Source organism: Haloarcula sp. HT12 (genome assembly GCF_055271655.1).
Window position 1 is genome coordinate 107,743 of sequence record NZ_JBUXKW010000001.1, and the last position, 13,024, is coordinate 120,766.

Sequence of the window (13,024 nt, forward strand, 5' to 3'; positions counted from 1 at the left end):
CCTCCAGTCATAGTTGGTCCAGATGGTCTTCGTTGAGCGCGAACAGGCCGTTGTCACCGCCGCTTGGAACCATCGGGAAGACGTTCTCCCCGGGGTCGATGTGGGCGTCGATGACGCTCGGCCCGTCGTAGTCACGTGCTTCCTGTATCGTTTCCTCGACGTTCTCGTAGGATTCGAGCGTGAACCCGCGTGCGCCGAAGGCCTCGGCGAGCTTGTCGAACTGCGGGATCCACGGGTACTCCGAGGCCATCCGGCGGCCCTCGTAGAAGCCGTCCTGCCACTGGCGGACCATCCCGACCGCCTCGTTGTTCAGGACGACGTAGGTGATGTCCAGTTGCTCGCGAACCGCAACGGAGAGCCCCTGAACGGTCATCAGGAACGAGCCGTCGCCGTCGAAGCAGACGACCTCCTGGTCCGGAGCAGCCAGCTTCGCGCCGATGGCGGCGGGCACGCCGTAGCCCATCGTGCCCAGCCCGTGGGAGGACACCCACGTCCGGGGTTCGGTGTACTCCCAGAACTGGGAGGCCCACATCTGGTGCTGGCCGACGCCGGTACAGACGATGGTGTCGTCCGGCGTCACGTCGGAAAACTTCTCGACGACGTACTGCGGTTTCAGCGGTTCGTCGTCGGGCGTGTCGTAGTCCATCGGGTACTCGTCTTTCCAGGTCTGGCACTGGTCGCGCCACTCGTCGGCGTCCGGCGCGCGCGGCATCGCGTCGAACAGCTGCCGGAGCACTTCCCGGGCGTCCCCGATGAGCGGGTAGTCGGCGTAGACGTTCTTGCTGATCTCGGCGGGGTCGATGTCGACGTGGATGACCTCCGCGTCGGGCGCGAAAGAGTCGACGCCGCCGGTCAGGCGGTCGTCGAAGCGCGTCCCGATAGCCAGCATGCAGTCGGTGTTGGTGATCGCCATGTTGGCGTACCCGGTGCCGTGCATCCCGGCCCATTCGAGCGAGAGTTCGTGATCCTCGGGGAAGCTCCCGATGCCGGGCATCGTCGTGATGACCGGGATCTCGTACTCCTTGGCAAACTCCCGGAGCGCGCTCGATGCGTTCGCCTTGATGACGCCGCCACCGGAGAGGATGACCGGGCGGTCGGCCTCGGCCAGCGCCTCGGCGGCTTCCTGAACGTCCTCGTCGTCGGCTTCGTCTGGCACCTCGTAGGTCTCCGGCGTCTCCGGCCTGCCGGGTTCGACCTCGGTTTCGCCCTGGGTCACGTCCTTCGGCAGGTCGACAAGCGTCGGTCCCTGTCGACCGGCGTCGGCGAGCGCGAACGCCTCGCTGACGTCGTCGCCGACGGTGTCGGAGTCGGCGGCGAAGTAGCTCTCCTTCGTGATCGGCTGAGTGATGCCGACAGTGTCGGTCTCCTGGAAGGCGTCGTTGCCGACGAACTCCGTCGGGACCTGGCCGGTCAAGGCGATGACCGGGTCCGAGTCCATGTTGGCGTCGGCGATGCCGGTCACGAGGTTCGTCGCACCGGGGCCGGAGGTGGCGAAACAGACGCCGGGGTCGCCGGTGACGATACCGTAGGCGTCGGCCGCGTGTGAGGCCCCCTGCTCGTGGGCCATCGTGACGTGGTTGATGTCGGAGTCGTACAGCGCGTCGTAGACGGGCATGATCGCCCCGCCCTGGACGCCGAAGACGTAATCGGTCCCGGCGTTTTCCAGGGCGCGGATGACCGACTGTGCGCCCGTCGTGACCGGTGCCTGCTCCGTTTCTGACTCCGTTTCCTCCTCTTCTTTGGGGACGGATGCGCGTTCGCTCATCGTGTCATCCCTCCGTCTGTTCGGGTTCGATACCGCGGTGATGTGTGTGCTGCGTGCATGACTGGTGACTCTGTGGTGTTGTGGCGAATCGATCCGACCGGGTGTGAAAATGTGAAGAGAGGGGCTATAGTGCCCCTACAATACGCACGCCGAGAATAGCGGTCGCGGCGCTGGCGAACGGTCGAACCTGACGCCCAGCGGCCGCGGTCATCACGTCCGGAAGCAGTTCGTCCCGAATAATAAACGTTCTGTGATAGCTGTTGGCGGATCGCATCTCGAAACCGGGCACTCACCGGTCGCTGCTCACTCGTAGTGACGGCCGAAAGCGAGGTCATCGGCCTACGCCCGGACCTCCTCGCTCTCCTCGGTCACGCCGATCTCCTCGGCGAACCGTTCAAGCACCGACATGGTGACCTGTTCCTCCGCGCCGTACTCCTTGACGCGGCGGGTCACTTCCCGGACCTCCGCTTCGGTCGGGTCGTAGCCGGCGTCGACGAGCCGCTCGCGAACCGAGTGGGCCCCGGTGTGTTTGCCGAGCACGAGTTCGCGCGTGGCCCCGACCATCTCGGGGGTCATGACGCCCGGCTCGAACGTGTCGGAGTTCTCGATGACACCGGCGGCGTGGATGCCGCTCTCGTGGGAGAAGGCGTTGCGCCCGACGACGGGCTTGTTCGCCGGCACCCCGATGTCGGATTTCTCCTCGACGATCCGCGACAGCTCCGTGATGCGGGTGGTGTCGATTCCGGTGTCGACGTCGTACAGCGACTCCAGCGCCATCACGACCTCCTCGTAGGCCGCGTTGCCGGCGCGTTCGCCGATCCCGTTGACCGACACCTGCGCCTGGCTGGCTCCGGCCTCGAAGCCGGAGATGGCGTTGGCCGACGCCAGCCCGAAGTCGTCGTGCGTGTGCACGTCGATGTAAGCGTCGGTGCAGTCGTCGACGATCTCGATGAGGTCGTAGAACCGCCGCGGCGTGGCGACCCCACACGTGTCCGGAATGTTGATCCAGTCCGCCCCCGCCGCGGACGTGGCCTCGATGACTTCGACAAGGAAGTCCTCGTCGGTCCGAGTCGCGTCCATCGGCGAGAACATGCACTCGACGCCAGCGTCTTTGATCATCTCGACGCAGTCGACGGCTGTGTCGAGCGCCTCCTGGCGGGTCGCGTGCATGGAATCCTGCAACTGTACGTCCGACGTCGAGACGAAGGTGTGGACCATGTCCACACCCGAATCCAAGGCCGCCTCGATGTCTTTCTCGACCACACGCGCCAGGCCGCAGGTCGTCACTCGCGTGGACTCGGCGATGTCGCGCACTGCCTCGAACTCCGCGTCGGAGTTGACGGGGAACCCGGCCTCGATGACGTGGGTGCCCATCTCGTCGAGCAGCGCGGCTATCTCGCGTTTGTCCTCGTAGTTGAACGACGTGCGTGGTGACTGCTCACCGTCGCGCAGCGTGGTGTCGAAAATCCGTGCGTCTGTTATCTCAGACGTGGAATCCAGTGTGCCCTGGAAGAACTCGATCCGCCGGAGATCCCGACGTGCCCTCGTTGTTGGACATAAGCACCTGTATCTGGTCGCTTCCACTATTTATAGTTGTTCATGATGCGGATGGCACGTTGACGGGGCACACGGTCGGTGTTCGGGTATCACGGCTACCGCGGCTGCCGTGCGTCAGACGGGTGGGGAGGATTTTTGCTCCGTCCGCGCATGTATCCGGCTATGAGCGACTTCGAGGGCCTGGACCTACAGGCCGTGGAGGACCAGATGGACGAGGGCCGGGACGGTGCCGGGAGCAACCGCGTCGTGCTGGGCGTCCTCGACGGGTCAGAGCCCCCCGAGCAGTGGATAAACACCATCGAGAGCGGCTCCGTGCTGGTCCTCAACGTCGAAGGGGATCTGAACGAACTCGCCGCCGGGTTCGCCCGTCCGGTCCGGGAGGCCGGCGGCGAACTGATGCACTTCCGGGGGTTCCTGATCGTGACGCCGCCGGGCGTCAGCATCGACTCCGAACGGCTGGATTGAGCGGCGTTACGGGCTGATTCCGACAGGAGTACTTCTCATGGAGAGAGGAGGCGCTGTAGCAGTCCGTGCCACACGCGGATACCGTGGTCCCACGCTTGCCAGTAGGTGTCCAGAAACCGGGGCGACTCCCCGGCAGTGTGGCGCAGTCGGGTCGTGATCTGAGTGTGGCAGTCCGGACAGCGGTAGTGCGTGCCGCCGTGGCACTCGACGACGATCCAGTCACCGTCGTACCTGCTCCGGTGCCCGCAGTCCGGACAGAACAGCGTCGCCTTCGCGGGGGCATCGCGCTCGGTCCGGCAGTCAGTCGGGGACATCCTCAGGTGGACGGTGGCCGTCCACAGGAAAAGAACCTGCCTATGAGGGGTCTATACGGCTACTAGCATAGGGGAGGTCATTATATCCGCGCCCGCTCGCACCGGTCGCCGCCCACACGGATTCCCGTAGCCTCTCTCGATACCCGCCGCTGCCGACACTGTCGCCGGCGGCCGCTACTCGGACACCAGCGTCAGGTAGTGACCGTCCCGGTCCCTGATTCGGACGCCCTCGTCGACCGAGGTGACCGAGAGCGCCTCGTCGGCGACCTCCCTGGCCGTCGATTTCGGGTCGTCGGCGACGACGCCGAAGTCGACGTGGACGCCGCCCCGGGCGTCCGCGATGCCGAGCCGCGGCGACCACAGTTCCAGGTCGAATTCGCCCGTCGACAGCCTGACCCGGCCCTCTTCGCGGCCGTCGTCGACCAGTTCGAACCCCAGCGTGGTGTAGAACTCCATCGCCGCCGACAGGTCCTCGACTTCGAGGACGAGTTCGAACAGTCCCGTGACCCCGTCGCCGTCGACCGCCCGCTCGCCGAGTTCGACGCAGTTGCCCTGCGGGTCGTAGAAGTACAGCGAGCGCGCGTCCCCGAACGTGTGCTCGACGAGGTCGAAGCGCTCGCCCAGCCGGTCGAACCAGTCGTCGTACTCCCGGTCGGGAATCGTCAGCGCGTAGTGAGTGTGCAGCCCGCCGCGGGGAACTGTGCCCGGCGCGCGGAGTCTGAGTTCGGTGTCGCCGGCCGCGAGCACGGCCTCCTCCGGCGTCTCCGAGCGTACGTCGAGTTCCAGGAAGGCCTCGTAGAACGCCGTTGCACGGTCCGGATACTTCACCTCTAACGTGAGCCAGGCGGGCGATGAAAGCATGAGCGGCGTTTCGAACGCCACCGACAAAGCCGCTGTGGAGGCCGTCCTCACCGGCGGAACAACCCCCAGATGCGTGTTTCCCGTTCGCGACCATTTATTCGCGTCAGGCCCGTACGAGAGCGTATGCCAATGAAAGGTCAGGGCGACGCGACGGAGTGGCTGGAGACGAACCGCTGGGAGCGCGGGGTAAGCTACATCCCGTACCCCGACGAGATGATGGTCCGGGCGAGCCACGTCCTCGGGACGGACGCCGGCGTGTTCGTCGTCGACCCGATAGACGTCGACGGCATCGACGACCTGTTCGCCGAATTCGGCGAGGTGGCTGGCGTCGTCATCCTGCTAGATCGACACAAACGCGACAGCGCCGCCGTCGCGAACCGCCACGACGTGCCAGTGTACATTCCCGAGTGGATGTCCGGGGTCGAAGACGACGTCGACGCACCGGTCGAGCGTATTCGCCGACAACTGCCGGACACGGATTACGGCGTCCACAAGATCATCGACAACACGTTCTGGCAGGAGGCCGCGCTGTACGGTGACGAGGACGACACGCTGGTCGTCCCCGAAGCGGTCGGGACGGCCGACTACTTCCTCGCCGGCGACGAGCGCCTGGGTGTCCACCCGATGTTGCGTCTGTTCCCGCCGAAGAAACTCCGGCGGCTGGACCCCGAGCGCGTCCTCGTCGGGCACGGAGAGGGCGTGATGGAAGACGCGGCCGAGGCCATCGCGTACGCGCTTCGCGGGTCGCGCGGCCGGACACCGGGCCTGTACGCGAAGAACCTCAAGTCTCTCGTACTGGGGTAAATCGTCGCAAACGACGCCGTTTTACCCGGCCCGTGCGAAAGGATGGCGTGGTCTACGTCACACGCGGACTCGTCGAGACGCTGTTACGGCTCGCCAGCGAGGCCGAACCTGACGACGTGACGATTTCGCTGGCCGTCACACCCGCCGGAGAGCTCCCGGATACCGACTTACCGGACGAGACGCCGGTGTTCACCGACTTCTATCTCCCTTCGGCCGGGGCGTCCGTGCAGGCGGTGTTCGGCGTCGACCTCGGCACGCCGGCCGGCCAGACGCAGGGACGATTCGTCTCCCATCCCGACGGGTACATGGGCGTCAGCAAGACCGACGACCTCCACGAGGTGATCTTCGTCGGCATCCCGCCGTGGGACATCGACGCTTTCGGGGCCTTCGACAGAGCCGGGGAGAAACGGGATGTCACGGTCCTCGATGTCGAACCGCCCGAAAAGTATCCGCAGTAGCTCACAGCGGACGCCGAGTACGTTACTCCAGGTAGCCCAGGTCCCGCAACTGATCGGTGATGTCCTGAAACTCCGCCTCTGTCAGCTCCCCTTCCCGCTGGTGCTGGACGACGATGCTCCGGAGCAGGAACCGGACGAGGTCGGAGGTACTGGAGAAGCTCGTTCCTTCGATGGTCTCTTCGACGCGCTCGGCGAGGTCTTTCGGAATCGACACCGTGGTGTAGTCGGACATGTCGGCACGGAGGCGTGCCGGCGGGATATGCGTTGTGACCCAGCTTACCGCGGGTCCGTGGCCTCTGTGTCGAACTGGCCCATCGTGGCGTGATTGGTCGGTGAGAACATCTTCGGCGCGCGGCGGGAGTCGCTGTCCGCGTCGTCGAAGGGCAGCGTGGTTGTCGGGTACGAGTCGTCGTTTCGGGGGGTCGTGATTCGTGTTGTCATCCTGGGGGTCGTGTCGGCCGGCGTCTGTGGTTCGTGGGCGGTTCGGTGTCGGGTCGGCGCGAAAGGCGTACGTCGGATACAAGCATTGGGTACCCCCACCTTTCGACCGGTTCATAATAAATGTTCATGATGGAGTTGCGGAAGATACTGTTGTGTGGTACCAAGTGTTTTGATAAATGCTAGCATATATCGAAACGGTGGTCAGCATGAAACTGCTACCCAGACTGTCGGGACTGTTCGACTCGGGCGACAGCGACTCGACCGGCATGCGCTATGAATGCACGCTCTGTGGAACTCGGACCGAAGATGCCAAGGCGGCCTGTCCGTCCTGTGGCGGCCAGATGGAACGGCTTTGAGTCTCAGACGATCAGCTGGACCTCGTAGTCGGTCAGATTCTCGTAGCCGTCTTCGGTGACGACGGCGATGTCCTCGATCCTGACCCCGCCGACGTCGGGGTCGTAGAGGCCGGGTTCGATGGTGACGATGTGGCCCGGTTCGAGTTCGCCGCCGTTCGGCGACAGCCGCGGGAGTTCGTGGACGTCCAGCCCGACGCCGTGGCCCGTGCTGTGGATGAACCCCGTCTCCGTTCGCTCGTCGTCGCGTAGCGTCGGCTCGCCGGCGTCCTCGTACACGTCACAGACGGCGTCGTGGACGTCCGCGCCGGTCGCGCCGGGTTCCAGCGCGTCGAACGCGGCCGCCTTCGCACGTTCGGTGAGGTCGTGCCATTCCTGTACAGTTTCGCTCGCCTCGCCTTTCACGAACGTCCGCGTCATGTCGGCGTGGTACTTCGTCGCCTTGTCCTGCGGGAAGATGTCGATGATGATCGGCTCGTGTGCTGTGAGTGGCCCGCTCCCGCGGTCGTGCGGGTCCGCGGCGTCCGCGCCGCACGCGACGATAGTCTCATCGAGCGAGCAGCCGTGTCGGAGCAGGGTCACCTCGATCTCCTCTTTGACCCGCTCGCTCGTCAGCGTCTCGCCGTCAACTTCGAGCGTGTCACCGTCGGTGATTTCCGCGTCTTCGAGCAGCGATTCGGCGGCCGCCATCGCCGCCTCGTTAGCCCGCTGTGCTGTCCGAATGTAGTCGACTTCGGACTCGGTTTTCGTCGCCCGGATCTCGGTGACGATCCCGTCGGTGTCTGCCGTCACGTCAACGCCGCGTGCGCGGAGGCCGTCCGCAGTTCGGAGCGGGAACCGCGGCGGCACGGCCACGCTCTCCACGTCGTAGGCTGCGAGAAAATCTGCGAGGACGTGCGAGACCGCCTCGTCGGGGCCGTACTCCTCGACTTTCCCCTGGTGGTCGAAGTCGACGTAGCGCTCGACGGTGTCGGCCCGCGACTCGCGCTTGGCGCGGCCGAACTCCAGGCTCCGCGGGAAGAGGAGGTGCGTGTCGCCGTCGTACAGCGTGATGAACGGGTCCGGCGCGTCGAAACCGGAGAGGTAGTACTGGTCTGACACCTCGGAATCAGCGTCGAGGAGGTAGCCGTCGACGCCGGCGTCGTCGAGATACGCGTCCAGTGCCGAGAGGTCGGGTTCCATGCCTTCCAGTCCGGACCCGATCCCCATATACGTCTCCCATTCGGCCGACTCATAGCCGGACGGGCACTGTGGTCTCGTCCCCACGAGCGGTCCGAAGTGCGATTCCGTTTTCACTTCCAATCTGCGGTGCATTCGGGTGGGACTCCGGTGAGTGAACGCGACACCGACCGCCTTGTTGTATGCTTCCTAGTGACATACCGATGCAGTTTGGCCGCCCATTTATTGACGCTCCAGCCCCTCTGTACTGGTAATGAGTGACTTGTCCGGTGAGGACGTGACTGTCGTCGGCGGCGGCATCGGCGGCCTCTCCGCCGCGTGCTATCTGGCGGACGCGGGGGCCGACGTTTCGCTGCTGGAGAAAAACGAGCAAGTCGGCGGCCGCGCCTCCCGGCTGGAGGCCGAGGGGTTCCGGTTCGACATGGGGCCGTCGTGGTACCTGATGCCCGACGTGTTCGAGCGGTTCTTCGCGTACTTCGGCAAGGAGCCCCGCGACTACTACGACCTCCAGCGGCTCGACCCCCACTACCGGATTTTCTTCAAAGACGGCGACCAGATCGACGTGACCGGCGACAACGAGGAGATGGCCCGGAAGTTCGAGGCGTACGAGCCCGGCGCGGGCGAGGCCTTCCGGGACTACCTCGCAACGAGCGAGCGCCACTACGAGACGGCGATGAACAAGTTCGTCTACAAGGACCGCTCGAAGCTCCGGGACTGGGTCGACCTCGACGTGATGACCGCCGCGCCGGTCGGCCTCCAGCTCATCGGCTCGATGCAGGGCCACGTCGAGGACTACTTCGAGCACCCGAAGCTCCAGCAGATCATGCAGTACACGCTGGTCTTTTTGGGTGGGTCGCCCCGGACGACGCCGGCGCTGTACAACATGATGAGCCACGTGGATTTCAACCTCGGCGTCTACTACCCCGATGGCGGCGTCGGCGCGGTCGTCGACGGCCTGGTCGAACTCGGCGAGGAACTCGGGGTCACCTACGAGACCGACGCCGAAGTGGACGAGATCGCTCGCCGCAAGCAGGGCTTCCTCGTCGAGACGGTCCACGGCGACACGACCCACCCCGACGAGGTGGTCGTCAACGCCGACTACGCCCACGCCGAGCAGGAACTCCTGCCAGAACACGAGCGCCAGTACGACGACGACTACTGGGACGACAAGACCTACGCGCCGTCTGCCTTCCTCATGTACATGGGCGTCGAAGGCGACGTGGAGCCGCTGGAACACCACACGCTCGTCCTGCCGACAGACTGGGACCCACACTTCGACGACATCTTCGAGGAGCCGGCGTGGCCTGACGACCCGGCCTATTACCTCTGTGTTCCTTCGAAGACCGACGACAGCGTCGCCCCAGAGGGCCACTCGAACCTGTTCGTCCTGGTCCCCATCGCGCCGGGCCTGCACGACGGCGACGAGATCCGCCAGGAGTACCGCGAGAAGATTCTGGCCGACATCGCCGACAACACCGGCGTCGACCTGCGCGACCGCATCGTCTACGAGAAGCAGTTCGCCGTCTCCGACTTCGGTGAGCGGTACAACGCCACAGAGGGGACCGCCCTCGGGCTGGCCCACACACTCCACCAGACGGCCCTGTTGCGGCCCAACAACCGCTCGTCGGCCGTCGACGGCCTCTACTTCACGGGGTCGTTCACGACGCCCGGCATCGGCGTGCCGATGTGTCTCATCAGCGGCGAACACACCGCGAAGGCGCTCATCGAAGACATCGCCTGAGTAATGCCAGAACTCCCGACCGACCGAATCACCGCCGTCATTCCGCCGGAGGAGACGCTGGTAGGGTATCTGTTGCGCCTCTCCCGGCCGCGCTTCTGGCTCTACCTCGGCGGCCCGGTCATCGTCGGCGTCAGCTACGCGGCCGACGGCCCGGGAGAGCTGTTCGCGCCGCTGGCTATCGCCCTGTTCCTGTATTTCACCATCCCCGGGAACGTGTTCCTCTACGGCGTCAACGACATCTTCGACGCCGACGTGGACGAGCACAACCCGAAGAAAGACGAGGGCCGGGAGGTGAGCTACCGCGGCGACAGCGTCGTCACTGCCATCGTCGTCGCCAGCGGCGCGCTCGCGTTGCTGTTCGTCCTCGGGCTTCCGACGCTCGGGGTCGTGGCCCTGCTAGCGTGGCTGGGCCTCTCTGTCGAGTACTCGGCCCCGCCGCTACGGTTCAAGACGACGCCGTTCCTGGACTCCATCTCGAACGGGCTGTACATCCTGCCCGGCGTCATCGGCTACGCCGCTATCGAGGGGGCGGCCCCGCCAGCGACGGCGGTCGCCGGCGCGTGGCTCTGGGCGATGGGGATGCACACCTTCTCGGCGATTCCCGACATCGAACCCGACCGCGAGGCCGGGATCCGGACGACAGCCACGTTCCTGGGCGAGTCGAACACCTACTACTACTGCGTGATGTGCTGGCTCACAGCCGCGTTCGTGTTCACGTACACCCACTGGGTGTTCGGCCTGCTACTGCTCGTCTACCCCGGCATCGTCTTCGGGATTCTCGGGGTCGGCGTCGACATCGACGAGGCCTACTGGTGGTACCCCGCTATCAACACCGTCGTCGGCATGGGTTTCACGCTCATCGCCCTGTGGGTGATGCTGTATGGCTAACGGCGAAGACTGGAACCTGGCGGGGTGGACGCTGCCGGAGACGAGAGATGACGCGACCGCGCGGTTCGACCGGTTCGTCACCGAGAATCGCTTTACCATCGCCGTCGTGTTCCCAATCGTCGGCGCTCTCACGTTGCTTGCCAGCGCCGAGGGCCTGCTCCCGGATCCTCTCGCGTTCAATCCCTACTTCGTCCTCTTTGGCACGTTCGTGATGCGACTACCGCTCGTGGCTGGCATCTTTCCGCTCGTGGATCGTCGAGCCGGGCTGGCGCTGGTCGCGCTGACAATCTATTCCTACGGCGTCGAACTCGTCGGCGTCAGGACCGGGTGGCCCTACGGGGAGTTCACCTACGGCGTCGACCTCGGCCCGATGCTGCTTGGTGAGGTGCCCTTCGGCCTCCCGGTGTTTTTCTTCCCGTTGGTGCTGAACGCCTATCTACTCGTCCTGCTGTTGCTCGGCAACCGCGCGGAATCGACCGCGGTTCGGCTGCTGGCGACGCTTTCGATGGTCATGCTCGTCGACCTCGTGCTCGACCCCGGTGCCGTGGCTATCGGCTTTTGGACCTACGAGATGCCCCAGTTCTACGGCGTCCCCTGGCAGAACTACGCCGGCTGGCTCCTCTCGGGGTCGGTCGCCGTCCTGCTGTTCGACCTCGGGTTCGACCGTGCGGGGCTCCGACGGCGACTCCGGAGCTGCCCGTTTATGCTCGATGACCTCGTGAGCTTCGTCCTGCTGTGGGGCGGCATCAACCTCTTTTACGCGAACTGGGTGCCGGTCGGCCTGGCCGCGCTGCTTGGGGCCGGCCTGCTGTGGACGGATCGCTTCGACTTCGACCTCTCGGAAACGCGGCTCGGTCGGGCTGTCTGGCGGTGACCTCCGGACTCGCTGTCGCTCCGCCGACCACGACTGAGAGGCAGTGTTTGGTTACTGGATAGGAGTCAAGAACAGCCAGATAGCCCTAGCTGGCTGAACTCGGAGGACTCGCTGCGGTCCTTGTGTCGTCCGCCATCGTTCAGCCGACCGCTCCTTTCAATCCCACTTATAGACGGTTGAGAAAGCTATGCTGGGTGGGATTGAAAGGGGCCGCGTTCTCAGCGAACCCCGGCGTCCGCGGCTTTGCCGCGGGCTCGGGAGAGCTTTGCTCTCCCGGCGAAGCAAGCACCTGCTGGAGCGCAGCGAGCCGCGGGAGCTGAGAACGCGGGGGCTTTCTGGCTCTCTGCGGCCGTCATTGCTAAACTAAACACCGCCAACGAGACAGGCCAAGCGTTTAAGCGACCGCGTAGGTAGGTGGAGGTATGAAGCGAATCCCGTTCGGGATCCGCCAGCTCGACTCCATCATCAACGGTGGAGCGCCCGCCGGGAGCGTCGTCCTGCTCTCCGGCGAGGCCGGCGCTGGCTCCCGGGAGTTCATGCACACGAGCGCACTCATCAACGGGCTCAAGCAGTCCGACGGGGAACTCCACGACCTCTACTACGGCGACCTCTCGGCCGACGCCGTCGCCCCGGAAGAAGTGCATTACATCTCTTTTACCGCAAGCGAGACACAACTGGTCAGCGAGATGCGGTTGGCGATGGACGACGACGTGGTCGAGAAGGGGAGCCAGGCGGTCGAGTTCCACGACCTCTCGGAGCGGTACTTCCATATCAGCCCTGTGCCGCGCGACTGGTACGCCGACGAAACCGCGTCGATCACCGACCTTCGCGCGCGCCATGAGCGTGAGGACCTGCTCGGCACGCTCGGGATGGTCCTGAACGAGGTGGCGACGAACAACCTCGTCGTCATCGACTCGGTGTCGGACCTCGTCAGCGCGACGGACGAGGAAGTCGGCTGGTCGGACATCAGTTCGCTCGTTCAGGGACTCCAGAAGGCAGCCCATCACTGGGGTGGCCTCCTCCTGTTACATGTCAACCCCGAGACCCTGTCGTCGATACAGCACGGCCAGCTCGTCGACGCTTCTCACGGGACGATGGAGTTCGCGTGGGAGTCCGGCGGCTCCACCCGGGCTCGGACGCTCGTCGTCCAGCAGTTCCGCGGTGTCCTCTCGCAGATAGAGGACGAGGACATCGTCCAGTTCGAGACGGAACTGGGCGAGGCCGGGTTCGACATCAGCGACGTGCGCAAGATTCGATAGCGATAGCGGACAGTACGGACACCCGTAACTGTCGGGGAAAGACAACGAGCGGCGGACGGACAGTT

15 protein-coding genes are annotated in these 13,024 nt (G+C 65.0%); 8 read left to right on the forward strand and 7 right to left on the reverse strand.

The genetic code is table 11. The annotated features are described in order from the left end of the window. Nucleotides 1-7: 7 nt before the first annotated feature. Nucleotides 8-1,765 (reverse strand): biosynthetic-type acetolactate synthase large subunit, encoded by a 1,758-nt coding sequence (gene ilvB / locus ACY9XZ_RS00580; RefSeq protein WP_463455160.1) that lies wholly within the window; start codon nucleotides 1,763-1,765, stop codon nucleotides 8-10. A gap of 339 nt (nucleotides 1,766-2,104) precedes the next feature. Further along, entirely contained in the window at nucleotides 2,105-3,349 is a 1,245-nt protein-coding gene (locus tag ACY9XZ_RS00585) for a LeuA family protein (protein ID WP_137682344.1), read from the reverse strand. Between the two features lie 135 nt (nucleotides 3,350-3,484). On the opposite strand from ACY9XZ_RS00585, the gene ACY9XZ_RS00590 reads away from it, so the two are divergent. Then, nucleotides 3,485-3,787: a DUF5779 family protein gene (locus ACY9XZ_RS00590; RefSeq protein ID WP_463455161.1), complete on the forward strand. Its 303-nt coding sequence runs from the start codon at nucleotides 3,485-3,487 to the stop codon at nucleotides 3,785-3,787. 35 nt (nucleotides 3,788-3,822) lie between these two features. On the opposite strand, the gene ACY9XZ_RS00595 is transcribed toward ACY9XZ_RS00590, so the two are convergent. Further along, complete coding sequence (locus tag ACY9XZ_RS00595; protein WP_463455162.1) at nucleotides 3,823-4,101, reverse strand: hypothetical protein; 279 nt, start codon at nucleotides 4,099-4,101, stop codon at nucleotides 3,823-3,825. 174 nt (nucleotides 4,102-4,275) lie between these two features. Further along, a complete protein-coding gene (locus tag ACY9XZ_RS00600; protein WP_463455163.1) occupies nucleotides 4,276-4,962 on the reverse strand; it encodes a VOC family protein in 687 nt (228 codons plus the stop codon). A gap of 129 nt (nucleotides 4,963-5,091) precedes the next feature. On the opposite strand from ACY9XZ_RS00600, the gene ACY9XZ_RS00605 reads away from it, so the two are divergent. After that, nucleotides 5,092-5,766, forward strand: coding sequence for an MBL fold metallo-hydrolase (locus tag ACY9XZ_RS00605; protein WP_463455969.1), 675 nt, complete (start codon nucleotides 5,092-5,094; stop codon nucleotides 5,764-5,766). A 47-nt stretch (nucleotides 5,767-5,813) separates the two neighbouring features. Then, nucleotides 5,814-6,224, forward strand: coding sequence for a hypothetical protein (locus ACY9XZ_RS00610; RefSeq protein ID WP_463455164.1), 411 nt, complete (start codon nucleotides 5,814-5,816; stop codon nucleotides 6,222-6,224). A gap of 22 nt (nucleotides 6,225-6,246) precedes the next feature. On the opposite strand, the gene ACY9XZ_RS00615 is transcribed toward ACY9XZ_RS00610, so the two are convergent. Then, nucleotides 6,247-6,456, reverse strand: coding sequence for a ribbon-helix-helix domain-containing protein (locus ACY9XZ_RS00615; protein ID WP_137682350.1), 210 nt, complete (start codon nucleotides 6,454-6,456; stop codon nucleotides 6,247-6,249). A gap of 44 nt (nucleotides 6,457-6,500) precedes the next feature. Beyond that, nucleotides 6,501-6,665 carry a hypothetical protein gene (locus ACY9XZ_RS00620; RefSeq protein ID WP_463455165.1) on the reverse strand — a complete coding sequence of 55 codons (165 nt, stop codon included), beginning with the start codon at nucleotides 6,663-6,665 and terminating at the stop codon, nucleotides 6,501-6,503. A gap of 206 nt (nucleotides 6,666-6,871) precedes the next feature. On the opposite strand from ACY9XZ_RS00620, the gene ACY9XZ_RS00625 reads away from it, so the two are divergent. Then, complete coding sequence (locus ACY9XZ_RS00625; RefSeq protein WP_463455166.1) at nucleotides 6,872-7,021, forward strand: rubrerythrin-like domain-containing protein; 150 nt, start codon at nucleotides 6,872-6,874, stop codon at nucleotides 7,019-7,021. 3 nt (nucleotides 7,022-7,024) lie between these two features. Here ACY9XZ_RS00625 and ACY9XZ_RS00630 read toward each other — a convergent pair whose 3' ends face one another. Continuing rightward, complete coding sequence (locus tag ACY9XZ_RS00630; protein WP_463455970.1) at nucleotides 7,025-8,200, reverse strand: M24 family metallopeptidase; 1,176 nt, start codon at nucleotides 8,198-8,200, stop codon at nucleotides 7,025-7,027. Between the two features lie 250 nt (nucleotides 8,201-8,450). Between ACY9XZ_RS00630 and crtD the strand changes: the two genes are divergently transcribed. From crtD to ACY9XZ_RS00650, 4 genes are all read left to right on the forward strand, one after another. Beyond that, on the forward strand, nucleotides 8,451-9,938 hold the full coding sequence (gene crtD / locus ACY9XZ_RS00635; protein ID WP_463455167.1) for a carotenoid 3,4-desaturase: 1,488 nt from the start codon (nucleotides 8,451-8,453) through the stop codon (nucleotides 9,936-9,938). Between the two features lie 3 nt (nucleotides 9,939-9,941). Beyond that, nucleotides 9,942-10,826, forward strand: a complete 885-nt coding sequence (locus ACY9XZ_RS00640) for a prenyltransferase (RefSeq protein WP_463455168.1) — start codon at nucleotides 9,942-9,944, stop codon at nucleotides 10,824-10,826. After that, nucleotides 10,819-11,700: a bisanhydrobacterioruberin hydratase gene (gene cruF, locus ACY9XZ_RS00645; RefSeq protein WP_463455169.1), complete on the forward strand. Its 882-nt coding sequence runs from the start codon at nucleotides 10,819-10,821 to the stop codon at nucleotides 11,698-11,700. Before ACY9XZ_RS00640 ends, cruF begins: the two co-directional genes overlap by 8 nt. A 422-nt stretch (nucleotides 11,701-12,122) precedes the next feature. Further along, entirely contained in the window at nucleotides 12,123-12,959 is an 837-nt protein-coding gene (locus ACY9XZ_RS00650; RefSeq protein ID WP_463455170.1) for an RAD55 family ATPase, read from the forward strand. Nucleotides 12,960-13,024: the final 65 nt, after the last annotated feature.

What these genes read in the sequence shown, in the direction of transcription:
- ACY9XZ_RS00650 (WP_463455170.1), top strand. Translation starts at nt 12,123, where the DNA reads ATGAAGCGAATCCCGTTCGGGATCCGCCAGCTCGACTCCATCATCAAC.
- ACY9XZ_RS00595 (WP_463455162.1), bottom strand. Translation starts at nt 4,101, where the DNA reads ATGTCCCCGACTGACTGCCGGACCGAGCGCGATGCCCCCGCGAAGGCG.
- ACY9XZ_RS00630 (WP_463455970.1), bottom strand. Translation starts at nt 8,200, where the DNA reads ATGGAACCCGACCTCTCGGCACTGGACGCGTATCTCGACGACGCCGGC.
- ACY9XZ_RS00640 (WP_463455168.1), top strand. Translation starts at nt 9,942, where the DNA reads ATGCCAGAACTCCCGACCGACCGAATCACCGCCGTCATTCCGCCGGAG.
- ACY9XZ_RS00605 (WP_463455969.1), top strand. Translation starts at nt 5,092, where the DNA reads ATGAAAGGTCAGGGCGACGCGACGGAGTGGCTGGAGACGAACCGCTGG.
- ACY9XZ_RS00625 (WP_463455166.1), top strand. Translation starts at nt 6,872, where the DNA reads ATGAAACTGCTACCCAGACTGTCGGGACTGTTCGACTCGGGCGACAGC.
- ilvB (WP_463455160.1), bottom strand. Translation starts at nt 1,765, where the DNA reads ATGAGCGAACGCGCATCCGTCCCCAAAGAAGAGGAGGAAACGGAGTCA.
- ACY9XZ_RS00600 (WP_463455163.1), bottom strand. Translation starts at nt 4,962, where the DNA reads ATGCTTTCATCGCCCGCCTGGCTCACGTTAGAGGTGAAGTATCCGGAC.
- ACY9XZ_RS00615 (WP_137682350.1), bottom strand. Translation starts at nt 6,456, where the DNA reads ATGTCCGACTACACCACGGTGTCGATTCCGAAAGACCTCGCCGAGCGC.
- ACY9XZ_RS00620 (WP_463455165.1), bottom strand. Translation starts at nt 6,665, where the DNA reads ATGACAACACGAATCACGACCCCCCGAAACGACGACTCGTACCCGACA.
- cruF (WP_463455169.1), top strand. Translation starts at nt 10,819, where the DNA reads ATGGCTAACGGCGAAGACTGGAACCTGGCGGGGTGGACGCTGCCGGAG.
- ACY9XZ_RS00590 (WP_463455161.1), top strand. Translation starts at nt 3,485, where the DNA reads ATGAGCGACTTCGAGGGCCTGGACCTACAGGCCGTGGAGGACCAGATG.
- crtD (WP_463455167.1), top strand. Translation starts at nt 8,451, where the DNA reads ATGAGTGACTTGTCCGGTGAGGACGTGACTGTCGTCGGCGGCGGCATC.